Genomic DNA, 21,374 nt, shown 5'->3' with positions numbered 1-21,374 from the left:
ATGCTTGCTAGAATGTTATTTCAATCTTGGCGATTTGGTATCAAACGTAAATTGCTCGCCATTATCACTATTTTCTTAGCCGCTGGCTTAGTCTCTGCGCTACTTGCTATTTCCATTGATATTGGTGACAAAATGGCGAAAGAGCTGAAATCTTACGGTGCCAATATTTTGGTGGAGCCAGCCAACAATGCGGCATTGCCTGATGAACTCAGCCATAGTGCGTCATTATCTAGCCAAGATTTTTTAGATGAAAAAGAGCTTCCCAACATCAAAGATATTTTCTGGCGAAACAATATCGTGGGGTTTGCCCCGTTGCTTTCAGCAAATGTGCAAGTGACAAAATATTCACAAAATTCCACCGCACTTTCAGCCTCAAAAACGATTAATGCGCTTGGTACCTTTTTTGATCATAATATTGCCATACCTGATGAAGAGGATTACCACACAGGACAACGAATCATTAGCCCTTATTGGAAAGTGGAAGGGGAATGGGTTGATGATTTAAACAATGACTTTGGCGAAATCGTCCCTGCACTTGCTGGCGAACAACTAGCCAAAAGTAATGATTGGAAAATTGGCGATAAACTTAGCTTAAGCTACACAAACGATAACGGCGAAAGCCAACAAAGTGCGGTAGAAATTAAAGGAATTTTAAGTACAGGTGGAACAGAAGATAATCAGCTTGTGATGCCCCTAAGTACGGTACAAAATTTGCTGGGTTTAGAAGGCAAAGTGCAATCCGTCCGTGTATCTGCCCTCACCGTGCCTGAAAATGATCTTTCCCGTAAAGCGCGTGCCAATACGGATGCCTTAGATGCGGAAGCCTATGACCGTTGGTATTGCACAGCTTATGTTTCGTCAATTTCTCATCAATTAGAAGAAGCGATTTCTGGCGCAATGGTTCGCCCAATTTGGCAAGTTGCTGCCTCTGAAGGTGTAGTCATTGGTAAAATCCAACTCTTACTGGCGGTCGTTACCTTCGTGGCATTAATCGCTGCGGCAATGGGTATCGCTTCCTTAATGAGCGCAGGAATTATCGAACGCTCAAAAGAAATAGGCTTAATGAAAGCACTAGGCGCTTATCAATGGCAAATTACCTTACTGTTCTACTGCGAAGCGGTGCTAAGTGCATTAGTAGGCGGAATATTTGGCTGTTTAGCTGGATGGGGATTAGCCAAATTTATCGGTGCCGCATTATTCGGTGCGCCTCTTGATTTCGCTTGGATCGTCGTCCCTTGTGTTCTCGTACTCTCTATTCTTATTGCGGTGATTGGCACTTGGTTCCCAGCACATAAAATCGCTAAACTTTACCCTGTCGAGGTGCTTTATGGCAGAGCATAAAAGCGCAAATACTCAAAGCATGTTCTGGCGATTAATTTTCCGCGCATTGCGATTACGCCTCCAACGAGTATTCATTATTTTCACCGCACTTACTGTGGGCGCAAGCATTGTCACTGCAATGGCAGCGGTTTACTTCGACATAAACGCCAAAATGAGCCAAGAACTGCGTACTTTCGGAGCAAATTTCTACATTGGTTCAGCTGATGGCGGAATGATGAATCAAGCAGAGTTAAACGCAATTTTACAAAAAGCACCCGATGGTTTTATCACCGCAGCCAGTCCTTATCTTTATGGTGTCGCACGCAGTGATTTAGAAAAAATTGTTCTGATGGGCGTAAATTTTGATGCGATGCGAATCCTCGCCCCTTACTGGCAAATTACAGGTTCTGCAATCAACGTAAACTTTGACGACCGCAATGCAATGATTGGGAAAACCCTTGCTGAACGATTACATGTTAAAGTGGGCGATAGCCTACAACTGTCTAAAAATGCCGTAGAAAAACACAGTTTCAACATTAAAGGAATTGTAGAAACTGGTGATGCAACTGACAACATGCTTATTGTAAATGTTGAATTTGCACAAAATTGGTTAGATAAAGAAGGCGTAGCAAACAACGCATTACTCAATGTGCAAAATGAGCAAGGCGCCAATACAGTGGATCAATTTGCCGAAAAAATCATGCAACAATATCCCGATTTAACCGCACGCCCGATCCGTAAAGTTTCCGCCTCAGAAGGGCGGATTTTAGAAAAAATTAAAGGCTTAATGTGCTTAATTTCCCTTGTGATTTTGGTGCTTGCAACCTTATGTGTGAATACCACCTTAATTGCAATTGTCGGCGAACGATCCAAAGAATTTGCCTTACAAAAATCACTGGGTGCGAAAAAATTTGACATCATTCGCCAAATCAGCACCGAAATTTTAATTATCGCTTTCTGTGCCATTATTATCGGACTTGGCTTGGGTTATTTATTAGCTCAAGTATTGGGAATAACTGTATTCAAATCTTATATTGATATGCGACTTCCTGTATTGCCAATTACGATTGTACTTTCGTTATTAGTGACATTTGTGGCTGTTATTATTCCAACACGTCGAGCATTAAGTATTAATGTTGCGAATGTGTTGAAGGGTGAGTAAAAGTGAAATGCTTATAAATTAGATAATAAAAGAGAAAAACCATGACTAACTTTGTAATAGAAACCCAACATTTATATAAACGCTTTGGGCAAGTTACCGCCCTTGAAGACATAAATATTCAAATCAAACAAGGGGAATTTGTTGCTATTATGGGGGCATCAGGCTCTGGTAAAACCACGCTGATGAATATTTTAACGGGCTTAGATACCGCTAGCGAAGGAAAAGTCATTTTAGATGGCGTGGATGCGGCCCAATTAGATGAAGTCGGTCGTCAACGTTTCCGCGCAGAAAAAATTGGCTTAGTGTTTCAACAATTCCATTTAATCCCTTATTTGACTGCTCTTGAAAACGTGATGCTGGCACAACATTATCACAGCGTGATTGATGAAGCATCTGCCAAAGCGGTATTGGAACAAGTAGGCTTAGGCCATCGCATTGATCATCGCCCTAGCCAACTTTCAGGCGGTGAGCAACAACGTGTTTGCATTGCGCGTGCATTAGTGAATCAACCGCCCGTTATCTTTGCCGATGAACCAACGGGAAATTTAGATGAGCAAAATGAATCTTTAGTTTTAGATTTGCTCACAAAACTTAATCAACAAGGGCGCACTATTGTAATGGTGACGCATAATCCAGAGTTAGGTAAACTCACCGATCGTGTTATTTATTTACATCACGGAAAATTTGTAAAGGACGAAAATCATGCGAACAAATAAACTATTGAAATTAGTTGCCATAAGTGCGGTTATTTTTGGCGCTGTTTCTTGTAAAGATGAAGTTGCCTCAGTAGGGCAAAAAGCACCTGATATTGCTGCCTATGATCTTCAAGGTAATCCTGCAAACCTTGAGAATTGGAAAGGCACACGATTACTTATTTTTTGGTCAGAAACTTGCGGACGTTGCATCGCAGAGTTAAAAGAATTTGAAAAACTCGCAGAAGAGAATCCTGGCAAAGTTTCACTGATTGCGATTAATGTGGATAGCGATAAAATGGACACCAAAGCCGTCGTGGCTAAACGTGAACTCCATTTGCCTGTAATTAAAGATCAAATGAAAATTACAGCTGAACGTTATCAACTTATCGGCACGCCAACTTCATTTGTCATTAGCCCTGAAGGAAACATTCAAGCTAAATATGAAGGAAAAATACCCGAATCGGATCTAAACAAATTATTCAAAGGATAACCAATGAAACGAATTTACAAAGCTACTCTATTCTCTTTAAGTTTACTTACTGCCAGCCAACTTGTATTGGCTGATATGAATGCGGAACAAGCTGAAAATTTTTATAAACGAACCTGTGCGACTTGCCATGGGAAATCCGCTGAAAAATCAGCATTGGGACAATCCAGAATTATCAATACGCTAAATTCAGAGGAAATTTACACCGCACTTTCCGATCGTAAAAGCGGAAAAATACAAGGTGCAGGCAACATGGTAAAAAGCAGATTGAGTGAAAAAGATATAAAAATGCTGTCTGAGTTTGTGCCAATCCTAAAAAAATAAAACCTTTCAATTTCTTCCATTTTTACAAAAAGACTGTGTATTTATCATCATTTTTATGGCAAAATACCATACACCACTCCTTTAAAAAGGAGTAAAAGATTTTTGATTTCTTTATGAAATTCAGATATGAGCAATAGTAGTACTAATGTATTGCTATTTTTACCAGTTATTTTTTAGGAAACTAATCAATGAACAAAATTTTTAAGATAATTTGGAATAAAACGACCCAACGATTGGAAGTCGTTTCTGAATTAGCAAAATCGCAAGGGAAAGCAACAGTAAGCACGGATAAGCGAGCCGAAGTAACGAGTGCGGTTGATTTTAAGAAATCCACATTATTTAGGGCAATATCCCTTGCTCTAGGGTTAAGTGCTATTTCTTTACCTGCAGGTGCTGCCTCTTTTACAGATAACTACACTGAGGGTTGGTCGACAGCTTGGGGGGCAGGAAACAAATATGGAGAACGTATTTCTGCTAAAGATTTTCCAATTGTTGTAGGACGTAACAACAATCTTGCGCCAAAAAATTCGCGAGCAGAAGGTAATCCAGCTTCTGCGACTGTGATGGGGCGAGATAACAATATTACTAGTGGTTTGGCATTTACTGTATTTGGTGACCGAAATCAGTTGAATACAGGTAATGTATCAACTGTTGTTGGTATCTATAACCGAATTACCGGTGGGAAAACTAATAAATATCTAACAGTCCTTGGTAATAATATTTATGCTCAAAACCCAACTGAGAGTGGGCTTTATATCGGTAATAATCTAGAAGCCAATGCCTCACCGATTGCTATTGGTAATAATGTATATTCCGAAATTGGTGGTTCTATAATCGGTCATAATGCTTCCGTTCGAGCTCGTCATGCTGACGGTGGTGGTTTTTTAACTCAAGACTCTGGTTTTGCAGTTGGTGATAATATTAAAGGATACGGTAACCACGTCTTCTTTGGTCGAGGAATTAACCTAGAAGGCGGAAAGATTGCTAATGTAGCCACAGCTGACAATAAAAAAGGGGTTTATGTTGGTCAAGATATTACTTCAAAAGGCGCGAAAGAAGGCGTTCTTTTGGGTACTAACTTGACTTCAAATGATGATGTTGCACACTATTCTGTGGGTGTGGGTTCAAACATCAATATGACAGGCAATGCTGAAAACGCAACAGCAGTTGGTCAGCATATCACCTTAAACGGTAAAAAATCTGTTGCGGTAGGTCATAACATCACTGTTTCTGCAGAAGATTCTGTTTCTCTTGGTAGTGGTTCTAGAGCGGCAAAACAAGGCGATGTGGTACTTGGTGCGGGTTCTGCGACAACCGCAAACACCAACAGTAATTTATCTGGTTGGACAGTGTCTGGAACTAACCTAACAGCTAGTTATGCGACATCAGTTAAACAAACTGCTGGTAAAGGCGTCGTTTCAGTAGGTAGTGATTCGGTTAAACGCCAAATCAAAAATGTTGCCACAGGTGATGTGTCAGCAACATCAACCGATGCGGTGAACGGTGCGCAGCTATATGCATTGTCCACAAAAATTGGAGAAAGTAGCTCAGAGTACTTCCATGTAAACTCAAACAAAACTGGTAATAAAGGCAAGACAGCGACAGGTGCAACTGGGTCAAACTCTGTGGCAGTTGGTCCGAATGCAAAGGCTTCTTCTGAAAGTGGAATCGCAATTGGTGATGAATCAAAAGCGGCAGGAAGCCAAGGTGCTCTCGCTGTTGGCCAAAATGCAAATGCAGCCCATAACAATGCAACAGCAATTGGTCGCAATTCCGTTGCAAACGGAACTGACTCTGTTGCTGTAGGTTTAAATGCGATAGCAAGTGGCTCAAGTGCTATTGCAATGGGTAAATCAGCAAACTCTAAAAATAATAGTACTGTTGCTTTAGGGCAAGAGGCGAATGCAACAGGTATAGCCGGTACAGCTTTAGGTTATAGATCACAATCAACTGGAGACTGGACTGTGGCTGCAGGGCCAGATGCTAGAGCATTGAAAAACTTTGCTGTTGCAGTGGGTAACAATGCGAATGCAACTGAAGTAAATGCAGTAGCAGTTGGTAAATCATCAACAGCAGGAAAAGATAGCTCATTAGCACTAGGTAATAACGCAACCGCTAATGCTGCAAGTGGTGATATTGCACTAGGTGCTTCATCTGTTACTGCCACAGCTAATAATATTACTGATTTCACTATTGGCACAACGAAAGTGTCTGACAGCTTCGTGAAAGCAAAAGGCAATCAAGGCGTTGTTTCTGTAGGTAGTACAACCGTTAAACGTCAGATCCAAAATGTAGGCGCAGGTGATGTATCTGCAATCTCAACGGATGCGATCAACGGCTCACAACTTTACCATGTTGCAACCGCATTAAATACATTAGCTACAGATGCTAAAACTGCAGCAGTAGCAGCTGATGAGAAAGCAGGTGCAGCATCAACTGCAGCTTCAACAGCTGCTTCTAAAGCTGATGCAGCACAAACCACAGCAAATAAAGCGAAAACAGCAGCTGATGGCGCAGCAGCGGCGGTTAATAATAGTTACTTACACGTAAACTCAAGTAAAACAGGTAACCGTGCTGCCTTAAATGAGACAGCGAATGCAACAGGTGAGAATTCTATTGCGTTAGGTCCTAATGCAACTGCTTCGGGTACAAGTTCTATCGCAATTGGTGATGAGGCTTCAAGCACAGCTTCAGGAACCGTATCTATTGGCCAAAATGCTATCAATAGAGCCAATAATTCAACCGTTATCGGACGTAACGCACAAGTAACCAAAGATTCAACCGATTCTGTTGCAATTGGTTTGGGGTCTATTGTAACCTCTACATCCGCAACGGCGATCGGTAAAAATGCAAATGCATCAGGTGCAAGCTCAATCTCAATTGGTCAAAACACATTAACTAAAAATTCAGCAACAATTGCTGTTGGTTATAATATTACGGCTGTAGCCAATAATGCGACAGCTGTCGGTTCATATACCAATGCAACTGGAGAAGCTTCTGTTGCTCTAGGTTATAAAATTGAGGCAGGCTCTTGGGCTACTGCGGTCGGTTCAAATACAAAAGCAACGGGAAGCACAAGCGCAGCATTTGGTAATAATGTTATTGCATCTGGTGAATCTTCTCTTGCGTTAGGTTACCAATCTAAAGCAACGGCTAACTGGGCTGTTTCAGTTGGTGGAGGCTCTCAAGCCAATGGTGTTAATTCAACCTCAGTTGGTCGAGGTGCTTTAGCTGCAGGTGAGCAAGCAACTGCTATCGGTGCTGTAGCTAACGCAGGTAAAGACAAATCATTAGCATTAGGTCGTGGCGCAACAGCGAATACAGCTGAAGGCGATGTGGCGATTGGTGACTCATCCTTAACTGCTGAAGTTAATCCTATTTCAGAACTTACTATTGGTAATACAAAAGTTTCAGATAGTTTCCAAAAAGCAACAAAAAATGGGGTTGTTTCTGTTGGTAGAAATGATAAAACCAGAATTAAACGTCAAATCCAAAACGTGGGTGCTGGCGATGTATCAGCGACATCTACCGATGCGATCAATGGCTCACAACTTTATCATGTTGCAACTGCATTAAATACATTAGCTACAGATGCCAAAACTGCAGCAGCAGTAGCTGACTCTAAAGCAACTGTGGCTTCAACTGCGGCATCTACTGCAGACAGCAAAGCAACTGTAGCGTCAACTGCAGCAGCAGTAGCTGACTCTAAAGCAACTGTGGCTTCAACTGCGGCATCTACTGCAGACAGCAAAGCAACTGTAGCGTCAACTGCAGCAGCAGTAGCTGACTCTAAAGCAACTGTGGCTTCAACTGCGGCATCTACTGCAGACAGCAAAGCAACTGTAGCGTCAACTGCAGCAGCAGTAGCTGACTCTAAAGCAACTGTGGCTTCAACTGCGGCATCTACTGCAGACAGCAAAGCAACTGTAGCGTCAACTGCAGCAGCAGTAGCTGACTCTAAAGCAACTGTGGCTTCAACTGCGGCATCTACTGCAGACAGCAAAGCAACTGTAGCGTCAACTGCAGCAGCAGTAGCTGACTCTAAAGCAACTGTGGCTTCAACTGCGGCATCTACTGCAGACAGCAAAGCAACTGTAGCGTCAACTGCAGCAGCAGTAGCTGACTCTAAAGCAACTGTGGCTTCAACTGCGGCATCTACTGCAGACAGCAAAGCAACTGTAGCGTCAACTGCAGCAGCAGTAGCTGACTCTAAAGCAACTGTGGCTTCAACTGCGGCATCTACTGCAGACAGCAAAGCAACTGTAGCGTCAACTGCAGCAGCAGTAGCTGACTCTAAAGCAACTGTGGCTTCAACTGCGGCATCTACTGCAGACAGCAAAGCAACTGTAGCGTCAACTGCAGCAGCAGTAGCTGACTCTAAAGCAACTGTGGCTTCAACTGCGGCATCTACTGCAGACAGCAAAGCAACTGTAGCGTCAACTGCAGCAGCAGTAGCTGACTCTAAAGCAACTGTGGCTTCAACTGCGGCATCTACTGCAGACAGCAAAGCAACTGTAGCGTCAACTGCAGCAGCAGTAGCTGACTCTAAAGCAACTGTGGCTTCAACTGCGGCATCTACTGCAGACAGCAAAGCAACTGTAGCGTCAACTGCAGCAGCAGTAGCTGACTCTAAAGCAACTGTGGCTTCAACTGCGGCATCTACTGCAGACAGCAAAGCAACTGTAGCGTCAACTGCAGCAGCAGTAGCTGACTCTAAAGCAACTGTGGCTTCAACTGCGGCATCTACTGCAGACAGCAAAGCAACTGTAGCGTCAACTGCAGCAGCAGTAGCTGACTCTAAAGCAACTGTGGCTTCAACTGCGGCATCTACTGCAGACAGCAAAGCAACTGTAGCGTCAACTGCAGCAGCAGTAGCTGACTCTAAAGCAACTGTGGCTTCAACTGCGGCATCTACTGCAGACAGCAAAGCAACTGTAGCGTCAACTGCAGCAGCAGTAGCTGACTCTAAAGCAACTGTGGCTTCAACTGCGGCATCTACTGCAGACAGCAAAGCAACTGTAGCGTCAACTGCAGCAGCAGTAGCTGACTCTAAAGCAACTGTGGCTTCAACTGCGGCATCTACTGCAGACAGCAAAGCAACTGTAGCGTCAACTGCAGCAGCAGTAGCTGACTCTAAAGCAACTGTGGCTTCAACTGCGGCATCTACTGCAGACAGCAAAGCAACTGTAGCGTCAACTGCAGCAGCAGTAGCTGACTCTAAAGCAACTGTGGCTTCAACTGCGGCATCTACTGCAGACAGCAAAGCAACTGTAGCGTCAACTGCAGCAGCAGTAGCTGACTCTAAAGCAACTGTGGCTTCAACTGCGGCATCTACTGCAGACAGCAAAGCAACTGTAGCGTCAACTGCAGCAGCAGTAGCTGACTCTAAAGCAACTGTGGCTTCAACTGCGGCATCTACTGCAGACAGCAAAGCAACTGTAGCGTCAACTGCAGCAGCAGTAGCTGACTCTAAAGCAACTGTGGCTTCAACTGCGGCATCTACTGCAGACAGCAAAGCAACTGTAGCGTCAACTGCAGCAGCAGTAGCTGACTCTAAAGCAACTGTGGCTTCAACTGCGGCATCTACTGCAGACAGCAAAGCAACTGTAGCGTCAACTGCAGCAGCAGTAGCTGACTCTAAAGCAACTGTGGCTTCAACTGCGGCATCTACTGCAGACAGCAAAGCAACTGTAGCGTCAACTGCAGCAGCAGTAGCTGACTCTAAAGCAACTGTGGCTTCAACTGCGGCATCTACTGCAGACAGCAAAGCAACTGTAGCGTCAACTGCAGCAGCAGTAGCTGACTCTAAAGCAACTGTGGCTTCAACTGCGGCATCTACTGCAGACAGCAAAGCAACTGTAGCGTCAACTGCAGCAGCAGTAGCTGACTCTAAAGCAACTGTGGCTTCAACTGCGGCATCTACTGCAGACAGCAAAGCAACTGTAGCGTCAACTGCAGCAGCAGTAGCTGACTCTAAAGCAACTGTGGCTTCAACTGCGGCATCTACTGCAGACAGCAAAGCAACTGTAGCGTCAACTGCAGCAGCAGTAGCTGACTCTAAAGCAACTGTGGCTTCAACTGCGGCATCTACTGCAGACAGCAAAGCAACTGTAGCGTCAACTGCAGCAGCAGTAGCTGACTCTAAAGCAACTGTGGCTTCAACTGCGGCATCTACTGCAGACAGCAAAGCAACTGTAGCGTCAACTGCAGCAGCAGTAGCTGACTCTAAAGCAACTGTGGCTTCAACTGCGGCATCTACTGCAGACAGCAAAGCAACTGTAGCGTCAACTGCAGCAGCAGTAGCTGACTCTAAAGCAACTGTGGCTTCAACTGCGGCATCTACTGCAGACAGCAAAGCAACTGTAGCGTCAACTGCAGCAGCAGTAGCTGACTCTAAAGCAACTGTGGCTTCAACTGCGGCATCTACTGCAGACAGCAAAGCAACTGTAGCGTCAACTGCAGCAGCAGTAGCTGACTCTAAAGCAACTGTGGCTTCAACTGCGGCATCTACTGCAGACAGCAAAGCAACTGTAGCGTCAACTGCAGCAGCAGTAGCTGACTCTAAAGCAACTGTGGCTTCAACTGCGGCATCTACTGCAGACAGCAAAGCAACTGTAGCGTCAACTGCAGCAGCAGTAGCTGACTCTAAAGCAACTGTGGCTTCAACTGCGGCATCTACTGCAGACAGCAAAGCAACTGTAGCGTCAACTGCAGCAGCAGTAGCTGACTCTAAAGCAACTGTGGCTTCAACTGCGGCATCTACTGCAGACAGCAAAGCAACTGTAGCGTCAACTGCAGCAGCAGTAGCTGACTCTAAAGCAACTGTGGCTTCAACTGCGGCATCTACTGCAGACAGCAAAGCAACTGTAGCGTCAACTGCAGCAGCAGTAGCTGACTCTAAAGCAACTGTGGCTTCAACTGCGGCATCTACTGCAGACAGCAAAGCAACTGTAGCGTCAACTGCAGCAGCAGTAGCTGACTCTAAAGCAACTGTGGCTTCAACTGCGGCATCTACTGCAGACAGCAAAGCAACTGTAGCGTCAACTGCAGCAGCAGTAGCTGACTCTAAAGCAACTGTGGCTTCAACTGCGGCATCTACTGCAGACAGCAAAGCAACTGTAGCGTCAACTGCAGCAGCAGTAGCTGACTCTAAAGCAACTGTGGCTTCAACTGCGGCATCTACTGCAGACAGCAAAGCAACTGTAGCGTCAACTGCAGCAGCAGTAGCTGACTCTAAAGCAACTGTGGCTTCAACTGCGGCATCTACTGCAGACAGCAAAGCAACTGTAGCGTCAACTGCAGCAGCAGTAGCTGACTCTAAAGCAACTGTGGCTTCAACTGCGGCATCTACTGCAGACAGCAAAGCAACTGTAGCGTCAACTGCAGCAGCAGTAGCTGACTCTAAAGCAACTGTGGCTTCAACTGCGGCATCTACTGCAGACAGCAAAGCAACTGTAGCGTCAACTGCAGCAGCAGTAGCTGACTCTAAAGCAACTGTGGCTTCAACTGCGGCATCTACTGCAGACAGCAAAGCAACTGTAGCGTCAACTGCAGCAGCAGTAGCTGACTCTAAAGCAACTGTGGCTTCAACTGCGGCATCTACTGCAGACAGCAAAGCAACTGTAGCGTCAACTGCAGCAGCAGTAGCTGACTCTAAAGCAACTGTGGCTTCAACTGCGGCATCTACTGCAGACAGCAAAGCAACTGTAGCGTCAACTGCAGCAGCAGTAGCTGACTCTAAAGCAACTGTGGCTTCAACTGCGGCATCTACTGCAGACAGCAAAGCAACTGTAGCGTCAACTGCAGCAGCAGTAGCTGACTCTAAAGCAACTGTGGCTTCAACTGCGGCATCTACTGCAGACAGCAAAGCAACTGTAGCGTCAACTGCAGCAGCAGTAGCTGACTCTAAAGCAACTGTGGCTTCAACTGCGGCATCTACTGCAGACAGCAAAGCAACTGTAGCGTCAACTGCAGCAGCAGTAGCTGACTCTAAAGCAACTGTGGCTTCAACTGCGGCATCTACTGCAGACAGCAAAGCAACTGTAGCGTCAACTGCAGCAGCAGTAGCTGACTCTAAAGCAACTGTGGCTTCAACTGCGGCATCTACTGCAGACAGCAAAGCAACTGTAGCGTCAACTGCAGCAGCAGTAGCTGACTCTAAAGCAACTGTGGCTTCAACTGCGGCATCTACTGCAGACAGCAAAGCAACTGTAGCGTCAACTGCAGCAGCAGTAGCTGACTCTAAAGCAACTGTGGCTTCAACTGCGGCATCTACTGCAGACAGCAAAGCAACTGTAGCGTCAACTGCAGCAGCAGTAGCTGACTCTAAAGCAACTGTGGCTTCAACTGCGGCATCTACTGCAGACAGCAAAGCAACTGTAGCGTCAACTGCAGCAGCAGTAGCTGACTCTAAAGCAACTGTGGCTTCAACTGCGGCATCTACTGCAGACAGCAAAGCAACTGTAGCGTCAACTGCAGCAGCAGTAGCTGACTCTAAAGCAACTGTGGCTTCAACTGCGGCATCTACTGCAGACAGCAAAGCAACTGTAGCGTCAACTGCAGCAGCAGTAGCTGACTCTAAAGCAACTGTGGCTTCAACTGCGGCATCTACTGCAGACAGCAAAGCAACTGTAGCGTCAACTGCAGCAGCAGTAGCTGACTCTAAAGCAACTGTGGCTTCAACTGCGGCATCTACTGCAGACAGCAAAGCAACTGTAGCGTCAACTGCAGCAGCAGTAGCTGACTCTAAAGCAACTGTGGCTTCAACTGCGGCATCTACTGCAGACAGCAAAGCAACTGTAGCGTCAACTGCAGCAGCAGTAGCTGACTCTAAAGCAACTGTGGCTTCAACTGCGGCATCTACTGCAGACAGCAAAGCAACTGTAGCGTCAACTGCAGCAGCAGTAGCTGACTCTAAAGCAACTGTGGCTTCAACTGCGGCATCTACTGCAGACAGCAAAGCAACTGTAGCGTCAACTGCAGCAGCAGTAGCTGACTCTAAAGCAACTGTGGCTTCAACTGCGGCATCTACTGCAGACAGCAAAGCAACTGTAGCGTCAACTGCAGCAGCAGTAGCTGACTCTAAAGCAACTGTGGCTTCAACTGCGGCATCTACTGCAGACAGCAAAGCAACTGTAGCGTCAACTGCAGCAGCAGTAGCTGACTCTAAAGCAACTGTGGCTTCAACTGCGGCATCTACTGCAGACAGCAAAGCAACTGTAGCGTCAACTGCAGCAGCAGTAGCTGACTCTAAAGCAACTGTGGCTTCAACTGCGGCATCTACTGCAGACAGCAAAGCAACTGTAGCGTCAACTGCAGCAGCAGTAGCTGACTCTAAAGCAACTGTGGCTTCAACTGCGGCATCTACTGCAGACAGCAAAGCAACTGTAGCGTCAACTGCAGCAGCAGTAGCTGACTCTAAAGCAACTGTGGCTTCAACTGCGGCATCTACTGCAGACAGCAAAGCAACTGTAGCGTCAACTGCAGCAGCAGTAGCTGACTCTAAAGCAACTGTGGCTTCAACTGCGGCATCTACTGCAGACAGCAAAGCAACTGTAGCGTCAACTGCAGCAGCAGTAGCTGACTCTAAAGCAACTGTGGCTTCAACTGCGGCATCTACTGCAGACAGCAAAGCAACTGTAGCGTCAACTGCAGCAGCAGTAGCTGACTCTAAAGCAACTGTGGCTTCAACTGCGGCATCTACTGCAGACAGCAAAGCAACTGTAGCGTCAACTGCAGCAGCAGTAGCTGACTCTAAAGCAACTGTGGCTTCAACTGCGGCATCTACTGCAGACAGCAAAGCAACTGTAGCGTCAACTGCAGCAGCAGTAGCTGACTCTAAAGCAACTGTGGCTTCAACTGCGGCATCTACTGCAGACAGCAAAGCAACTGTAGCGTCAACTGCAGCAGCAGTAGCTGACTCTAAAGCAACTGTGGCTTCAACTGCGGCATCTACTGCAGACAGCAAAGCAACTGTAGCGTCAACTGCAGCAGCAGTAGCTGACTCTAAAGCAACTGTGGCTTCAACTGCGGCATCTACTGCAGACAGCAAAGCAACTGTAGCGTCAACTGCAGCAGCAGTAGCTGACTCTAAAGCAACTGTGGCTTCAACTGCGGCATCTACTGCAGACAGCAAAGCAACTGTAGCGTCAACTGCAGCAGCAGTAGCTGACTCTAAAGCAACTGTGGCTTCAACTGCGGCATCTACTGCAGACAGCAAAGCAACTGTAGCGTCAACTGCAGCAGCAGTAGCTGACTCTAAAGCAACTGTGGCTTCAACTGCGGCATCTACTGCAGACAGCAAAGCAACTGTAGCGTCAACTGCAGCAGCAGTAGCTGACTCTAAAGCAACTGTGGCTTCAACTGCGGCATCTACTGCAGACAGCAAAGCAACTGTAGCGTCAACTGCAGCAGCAGTAGCTGACTCTAAAGCAACTGTGGCTTCAACTGCGGCATCTACTGCAGACAGCAAAGCAACTGTAGCGTCAACTGCAGCAGCAGTAGCTGACTCTAAAGCAACTGTGGCTTCAACTGCGGCATCTACTGCAGACAGCAAAGCAACTGTAGCGTCAACTGCAGCAGCAGTAGCTGACTCTAAAGCAACTGTGGCTTCAACTGCGGCATCTACTGCAGACAGCAAAGCAACTGTAGCGTCAACTGCAGCAGCAGTAGCTGACTCTAAAGCAGAAGCAGTGAAAGAAACTATTAATCGTTCAGGTTTAGAAATTGATGGTCAAAATACGAAGATCGGAAGTGGATCAACCTACGCAGGCGGTTCAAATGCAACTGCAATTGGTGGATCAGCTAAAGCAACTGCGGAAAATACAACTGCAGTGGGTCAAGGATCTGAAGCGACTGCAAAAGGTGCAACAGCAATTGGTCAAGGTGCGAAAGCAACCGCTGAAAATGCTGTAGCAATTGGTACTGGCTCTGTAGCTGCTGAGGCAAATACAGTGTCTATCGGTTCACAAGGTAATGAACGTCGAATCACGAATGTCGCTGCAGGTGTGAATCCAACCGATGCGGCTAATGTTGGTCAAGTCAATGCGGTAGAAAACCGTATCAATAATAAACTTGGTAAATTTGATAAGAAACTCCGTAGTGGTGTTGCAAGTGCAGTGGCAGTTGCAAACATTCCACAAGTAACCATCCCTGGAGCTAACATGGTTGCACTTGGCGTAGGTAACTACAAAGGTCAAAGTGCCGTAGCTGTCGGTTACTCAAGAGCAAGTGATAGCAACCGAGTTATTATTAAGATGACTGCAGGTGCAAGTACACAACGTGATTACACATTCGGTGCTGGTATTGGTTACCAATGGTAATACTAAATAGTAAATCTAAATTAGTTGATTAACTGAAAAAGAGCGGTATTTTTGTCATTTATTTGGTAAAATAACCGCTCTTTTATTATATGGGTATTGAGAATAAATATGTCTAAGAAATATAACGTAGGTATTACATTTAATTTAGAAAGCCAAATTAGAGATATTTGGTCTAATGGTGCTAATCAAAATTTAATTTTTTTATATCAATTATTTGAAGCATTAGATATTGTAAAAAATATTACCTTTGTTTGTTGGGGACCGGAGGGCATAACAACACCAGATAAAAATTTTATGTTGGAAGATTTAAATCTTAAATTCTCACATATTGATGATGTTATTGAAGATTTAGATCTTTTGATTGAAGGATCATTGTCTGTCGAGCCCAACCAAGCTGAGATTATTCATAAAAATGGCGGTAAAGTTATTTGTTATAAAATGGGAAATGATTATATCTATGATATTGAGGCCGTAATACATAATAAATCACCAATAAGAATATTTAATGGTACAAAATTTGATGCTAATTGGATGATCCCTCAACACATAAATACAAATTTCTCTTATTTTTCTATTATGCATCGTTGTTTAACTAGGGAAGTTCCTTGTATTTGGTCTTCACTTTTCTGTGATAAGGAAATAAAGAATTTAAATAATAAGTTTGGTTATATAAATAATGTAAATAGATCAAAAAAATCTCGTAGAATTTCTTCTTTCGAAACCAATACAATAATTCTAAAAAATAGTTTTACTGATATTTTAATTGCAGAACAAGCATATCGACAAAGACCTGATTTAATTGAACATGTTTATATGTGCAATACTTATGATATTAAAGATCATCCTACTTTTTTTAATTTTATAGGTAGAACAAATTTAGTCAAAGATGGCATTATGAGTGTCGAAAAACGATTTGCCATGCCATTATTTTTATCAGAATATACAGATATTGTATTGAGTACTCAATGGGAAAATGGATTAAATTATGCATACAATGATGCTCTTTATGGTGGCTATCCATTTATTCATAATTCTAAATTATTACCTAAAGGCGTGGGGTATTATTACGATCAATTTGATGCATTTGAAGGCGCAAGAGTATTAATTGATGTGATTGAAAATCATGATAAATATCACGATGCTTATGTTCAACGTGCGAATGAGTATTTATATTCCTTACACCCGCATAATCCTATAAATTTAGCGGTTTATGAACTTGAATTAAAGCGTTTATTTGAATAAAAGAGTAAAAGAATGAGAAAGTATAAGATTGGTATTACATTTAATTTAGAAGGGAAAACAAGAGACATTTGGGCTAATGGCGCAGGGCAAAATATCATTTTTCTCTATAATTTATTAGAAAGCTTAGATTGTGTTGAATCTGTTGTTTTAGTGAGTGATGGGCCGAATAAAATCACTGTACCTGATAAAGGTTTTATGCTTGATGATTTTGATTTATCTTTTGCTTATATTTATGATGTGATTGATGACTTGGACGTCTTAATTGAAGGGACGTTAACTATTGAACCTGATTATGCTAATCGAATTCATCAAAGAGGAGGAAAAACAGTTGTTTATAAAATGGGGAATGATTATATCTATGATATAGAATCAACCATACATAATAAGCCTCCTATTCATCAATTTAATGGTGCAAAAATTGATGCGAATTGGATCATTCCTCAACATATCAATACAAATTTATCCTACTTTTCGATTATGCATTCTTCTCCAGTACGTGAAGTTCCAGCTATTTGGGCTACAACTTTTTGTCTAAAAGCTATTAAAGAAAGACCAGATTTATCTTTTGGGTACATAAGAAACACGAAAAGGAAAAAATACAGAGTGTCATCATTTGAATCCAACACTATTATTCTTAAAAATAGTTTTACCGATATTTTAATTGCTGAGCAAGCATACAGAGAAAGACCAGATTTGATTGAGCATGTTTATATGTGCAATACCTATGATAAAAGAGAACATAGTACTTTCCATAATTTTATTGGTAGAACAGATCTAGTAAAAGACGGGGTGATGAGCGTGGAAAATCGCTTTAGAATGACAGATTTCTTGTCTATTTATACTGATATTGTCCTCAGCACTCAATGGGAGAATGGATTGAACTATGCCTATAATGAAGCACTTTATGGAGGATATCCGTTAGTACATAATTCTACCTTGCTTCCAAAGGGTATTGGATATTACTATGATCAATTTGATGCATTTGATGGGGCAAAAAAATTAATTTATGCTATAGAAAATCATGATAAAAATTATGATGAATATATGCAAAAAGCAAATGATTATTTAGATTCATTAAATCCTTATAATCCAGTTAATTTAGCCATTTATGAAAGAGAATTAAAACGTTTATTTAAGTGAGAAAAAATGAAAAAATATAACATAGGTATTACATTTAATTTAGAACATAAAAATAAAGATATATGGTCTAACAGTGTTCATCAAAATTTGTTTTTTTATATCAACTTTTTAATGCATTGGATTGTATTGAAGATGTTATATTTGTAAGTTAGGGACCTGAAAATATAAGCGATCTTAAAGAATGGAATATGCTATCAGATCTTAATCTAAAATTTTATCAAATTGATGAAAAGATTAATGAACTAGATATTTTAGTAGAAGGTTTTTTATATATTGAACCGCGTCACGCAGATATTATTCGAAAGAATGGTGGAAAAATTGTTTGCTATAAGATGGGAAACGATGTTATTTATGATGTTGAGGCATTTTTACATAATAAACCATCATCAAGTAGTTTTAATGGCACTCTGTTTGATTCACATTGGTTTATACCACAAATGTGGAATACAAATTCCTCCTATTTTGCAATTATGCAACGTTCAGAACCACGTTTAATTCCTTTTATTTGGTCTCCGTTATTTTTAGATAAAGCCATAAAAGATTTATCGCAACCATTTGATTATCTAAATAATAAAGATAATTCTAAAGAAACAAGACGAATCTCATCATTTGAGCCAAACATTTCTATATTTAAGAATTGTTTTATAGATATCCTAATTGCAGAACAGGCATTCAGAGAAAGGCCAGAACTCATTGAACATGTTTTTATATGTAATACTTATGATAAGAGAGAAATACCTGCTTTCCGAAACTTTATTGGACGAACAGACTTATTAAAAAATGGAAAGATCTCAGTATAAGGGCGTTTTAATATGGCTTATTTCTTATCTAAGTATACTAGTACTCAGTGGGAAAATGGTTTAAATTATGCTTACAATGAAGCTCTTTATGGAGGCTATCCATTTATTCATAATTCTAAACTTTTACCTAAAGGTGTAGGATATTATTATGATCAATTTGATGCTTTTGATGCGGCGAAATTTTTAATTGATGTCATTGAAAATCATGATAAATATCATAATGAATATGTTGCTAGAGCAAATGATTATTTAGCTTCGTTACATCCACATAATCCTGTTAATCTTGCTATTTATGAAAATGAGTTAAAACGATTATTTTCATAAAAATACATTAAAATTAGGAATAGTATGACTAATTTTTTACTTTTAAACAAATAAAGAGAATTTTATGATTAATATATTAATTGTTACTCTACGTTATCGCCTCCATTTGGCAGAGGCGGAGTTGAAACTGTCTTAATTTCATACCTAAAGATATTTTCTAAATTAGTAGATTCAGAGAATTATAAAGTTGATTTGTTACTTCTAAAAGAAGTAACAGAGAGCGATTTATCATTTATTCCTGACAATATTAATACTAAGTTTAATTTTAGAGGATTAAGTTCATTTGAAGAAATGTTTCAAATATACTGTTCTATAGAGAGAAAGAAAATTATTCTTCTAAAGAAAAAGCATTTTTTGAAAGTTGGGATGATGCTATCACAAATTATTGTAATTCAGCTATATTAGAGGTTATCAATTCTGGGGAATATAATCTAATTATCAATTTTGATCATTACTTGGATTCTTTCTTAAAAAAATATGATATTACCAATAAACTTCCTGTTATACGCTGGATTCATTCAGATAATAATTTTACTATATGGAAGAATGATTGTGGGCTATATAAGTATTTGTTAAATAAACATAGCCATTTTATCAATATTTGTGACGAGATGACCAAAAAATGTTCTGAGGTGTTATTAGATTTAGGGATTAGTAAATCTGTTCTCACCTTAGTAAATCCTATTGATAAAGCCTCTATAAAAGAAAAGTTATCTTATCAAGAAACACACGTGTCAGACAGTGATAAAGTATTACTTTCTCAAAATTATATTTTACAAGTTGCACGCTTATTTGATTATAACATTTTACGATGCTAGATATATATTTTCAATTAAAGCAAAAAGGTATAAAAGAAAAGTTATATATTATTGGAACTGGACCAAATTATTCAAAATTAGAAGAACAAATTAAAGAGCTTGGTCTGGAAGGTGACTGTTTATTACTAGGAAGACGAGATAATCCTTATCTATTCATGAAACATGCAAAACTTTTTATTCATACATCTTTTTCTGAAGGATTACCTACCGTATTTTTAGAAAGCATGGTATGTGGAACACCTGTTGTTTCGATGGATTGCCCTACTGGACCTAAAGATATTTTAGGAAATGGACGATTTGGTTCGTTAGTTCCTTTAGGAGATAAAATAACGTTTGTAAATCAAGTTTATGAACTATTAAATAATAATGAAAAAAGAAAGATTTATATCCAGAGCTTACCAGAAGCAATTGAACGTTTTAATATTGATAGAGTTAGTAGTGAACTAGAGAAGTTATTAATAACTATCTCAAAATCAGCATAATAAAGAATATGGCATACTAAATAAAGATTTACTATTTTTTAGTATACCATAATGTTTATTCACTGAATTGTCAAACTAAGTGCTACACCTTATTCAGATAAACTTCATAAGGTTTTTCCAGCCTAAAAACCTACATAATCAATAATTAAATTTATCAACTACGGTTGATGTATCGTGCTCATAACATTTAGTACGACGACTTTTCCCTCTATGCCGTAATTTAATCACAGCCTTCCTTGAAGCATCGTGATACTATATTGAGCGATAGTATCATCATTTGATGATGACCGACTTATTTTTCCTATAAATGCATTTATTCCTAATAAGGGATAATATATTTTCACGTATTACCTCAATAAAACAACAGATGAAAAAATAATTGCTGCACCGACTATAATGCTCCCTATCATACCTAATTTTGATTGATGAATGAAATATATGACTAAGGTAGTATTAGAAATTAAAGTAATTATTTTTTAAAATTTATTATTGATATTTAATTAACTACATAGAAATATCAATAAAATTGAGTATAAAACAACCACCGAAGATCTGTAATCGACTAAGTTAGGGAGGTTTAATGAAGATTCATTATAAATATTGAAATAATCAATAGTTATTTTAGTTCCCCAATTTATTGTAATAATTATTATAACCCAAGCTAAGAGTTTATATTGATTTAACTTATTTTCTTTTAATTTAGAAATAGTTGTACCAAATAAATACATAATGGCTAACCATAATATGCTATATCCTGCATTTAAGATGAAAGGATCGCCTTTCCCAATAAAAATGGGTAGTATAGACATGACGATAAAAATCAATATAAGATGTAAATATAGGGCCTTACTGTCTGTATTCTGTAAATATTTATTGAGAACAGGCATTAATAAAATACACCAACGTAAGCTGTGATATACCAATATTGATGGGTAAGAATTGGAAAAAAAGCATTAACCCAGTTACTTTCAGAGCCATTTAAAAAGCTATATATTAATGTGATACTGATTGTGTAAAAAACAACTTGAATCCATAATAAAACTAATTTATGGTAGCGAATGCTGTTTTTCCAATTTACATAACCACTAATCATCGCATAACAGTCTACCGCCCCATAGCAAAGGATTTCTAAAAACCAAGCCACAGAATAATGAGAGTAAAAGAAATTATCTTGGTTAAATGTTAATTTCCTACTAAATAAAATTCCACCATGGCCTTCTGTATGTAAGATAGTAATCATAAACATAGCAAGTATTTTT

11 protein-coding genes and 1 pseudogene are annotated in these 21,374 nt (G+C 41.0%); 11 read left to right on the top strand and 1 reads right to left on the bottom strand.

Annotated features, from left to right (window positions below; translation table 11 throughout):
• The 11 genes and pseudogenes from AC6H0A_RS01635 (at position 1) to AC6H0A_RS01585 (ending at position 20,115) form a co-directional block, all read left to right on the top strand.
• On the top strand, positions 1-1,341 hold the full coding sequence (locus tag AC6H0A_RS01635) for an ABC transporter permease (protein ID WP_005642421.1): 1,341 nt from the start codon (positions 1-3) through the stop codon (positions 1,339-1,341).
• Positions 1,328-2,482: an ABC transporter permease gene (locus tag AC6H0A_RS01630; protein WP_497512298.1), complete on the top strand. Its 1,155-nt coding sequence runs from the start codon at positions 1,328-1,330 to the stop codon at positions 2,480-2,482. The genes AC6H0A_RS01635 and AC6H0A_RS01630 overlap by 14 nt, the downstream gene beginning before the upstream one ends.
• A gap of 41 nt (positions 2,483-2,523) precedes the next feature.
• Positions 2,524-3,198, top strand: coding sequence for an ABC transporter ATP-binding protein (locus AC6H0A_RS01625; protein WP_497512296.1), 675 nt, complete (start codon positions 2,524-2,526; stop codon positions 3,196-3,198).
• Positions 3,185-3,667 (top strand): TlpA family protein disulfide reductase, encoded by a 483-nt coding sequence (locus AC6H0A_RS01620; protein WP_005642427.1) that lies wholly within the window; start codon positions 3,185-3,187, stop codon positions 3,665-3,667. The genes AC6H0A_RS01625 and AC6H0A_RS01620 overlap by 14 nt, the downstream gene beginning before the upstream one ends.
• 3 nt (positions 3,668-3,670) lie before the next feature.
• A complete protein-coding gene (locus AC6H0A_RS01615) occupies positions 3,671-3,988 on the top strand; it encodes a c-type cytochrome (protein ID WP_497512294.1) in 318 nt (105 codons plus the stop codon).
• A 188-nt stretch (positions 3,989-4,176) separates the two neighbouring features.
• Positions 4,177-15,309, top strand: a complete 11,133-nt coding sequence (locus tag AC6H0A_RS01610; RefSeq protein ID WP_497512293.1) for a hypothetical protein — start codon at positions 4,177-4,179, stop codon at positions 15,307-15,309.
• A 108-nt stretch (positions 15,310-15,417) separates the two neighbouring features.
• Positions 15,418-16,551: a DUF2827 family protein gene (locus tag AC6H0A_RS01605; protein WP_070047043.1), complete on the top strand. Its 1,134-nt coding sequence runs from the start codon at positions 15,418-15,420 to the stop codon at positions 16,549-16,551.
• A 12-nt stretch (positions 16,552-16,563) separates the two neighbouring features.
• A complete protein-coding gene (locus AC6H0A_RS01600) occupies positions 16,564-17,691 on the top strand; it encodes a DUF2827 family protein (RefSeq protein WP_005640606.1) in 1,128 nt (375 codons plus the stop codon).
• A gap of 188 nt (positions 17,692-17,879) precedes the next feature.
• Positions 17,880-18,815: pseudogene (locus tag AC6H0A_RS01595) on the top strand (DUF2827 family protein).
• 611 nt (positions 18,816-19,426) lie between these two features.
• Entirely contained in the window at positions 19,427-19,633 is a 207-nt protein-coding gene (locus tag AC6H0A_RS01590) for a hypothetical protein (RefSeq protein ID WP_083034777.1), read from the top strand.
• Positions 19,627-20,115, top strand: coding sequence for a glycosyltransferase (locus AC6H0A_RS01585; RefSeq protein ID WP_005640583.1), 489 nt, complete (start codon positions 19,627-19,629; stop codon positions 20,113-20,115). The genes AC6H0A_RS01590 and AC6H0A_RS01585 overlap by 7 nt, the downstream gene beginning before the upstream one ends.
• 886 nt (positions 20,116-21,001) lie before the next feature.
• Here AC6H0A_RS01585 and AC6H0A_RS01580 read toward each other — a convergent pair.
• Complete coding sequence (locus AC6H0A_RS01580) at positions 21,002-21,361, bottom strand: hypothetical protein (RefSeq protein WP_052299314.1); 360 nt, start codon at positions 21,359-21,361, stop codon at positions 21,002-21,004.
• Positions 21,362-21,374: the final 13 nt, after the last annotated feature.

Source organism: Haemophilus sp. THUN1692 (genome assembly GCF_059704395.1).
The sequence above is the reverse complement of the archived record's forward strand: the minus strand, read 5'-3'. Positions and strand labels throughout refer to the sequence as shown.

Coding starts and splice junctions, on each gene's coding strand:
- AC6H0A_RS01635 (WP_005642421.1), top strand. CDS start 1: ATGCTTGCTAGAATGTTATTTCAATCTTGGCGATTTGGTATCAAACGT.
- AC6H0A_RS01630 (WP_497512298.1), top strand. CDS start 1,328: ATGGCAGAGCATAAAAGCGCAAATACTCAAAGCATGTTCTGGCGATTA.
- AC6H0A_RS01625 (WP_497512296.1), top strand. CDS start 2,524: ATGACTAACTTTGTAATAGAAACCCAACATTTATATAAACGCTTTGGG.
- AC6H0A_RS01620 (WP_005642427.1), top strand. CDS start 3,185: ATGCGAACAAATAAACTATTGAAATTAGTTGCCATAAGTGCGGTTATT.
- AC6H0A_RS01615 (WP_497512294.1), top strand. CDS start 3,671: ATGAAACGAATTTACAAAGCTACTCTATTCTCTTTAAGTTTACTTACT.
- AC6H0A_RS01610 (WP_497512293.1), top strand. CDS start 4,177: ATGAACAAAATTTTTAAGATAATTTGGAATAAAACGACCCAACGATTG.
- AC6H0A_RS01605 (WP_070047043.1), top strand. CDS start 15,418: ATGTCTAAGAAATATAACGTAGGTATTACATTTAATTTAGAAAGCCAA.
- AC6H0A_RS01600 (WP_005640606.1), top strand. CDS start 16,564: ATGAGAAAGTATAAGATTGGTATTACATTTAATTTAGAAGGGAAAACA.
- AC6H0A_RS01590 (WP_083034777.1), top strand. CDS start 19,427: ATGACCAAAAAATGTTCTGAGGTGTTATTAGATTTAGGGATTAGTAAA.
- AC6H0A_RS01585 (WP_005640583.1), top strand. CDS start 19,627: ATGCTAGATATATATTTTCAATTAAAGCAAAAAGGTATAAAAGAAAAG.
- AC6H0A_RS01580 (WP_052299314.1), bottom strand. CDS start 21,361: ATGTTTATGATTACTATCTTACATACAGAAGGCCATGGTGGAATTTTA.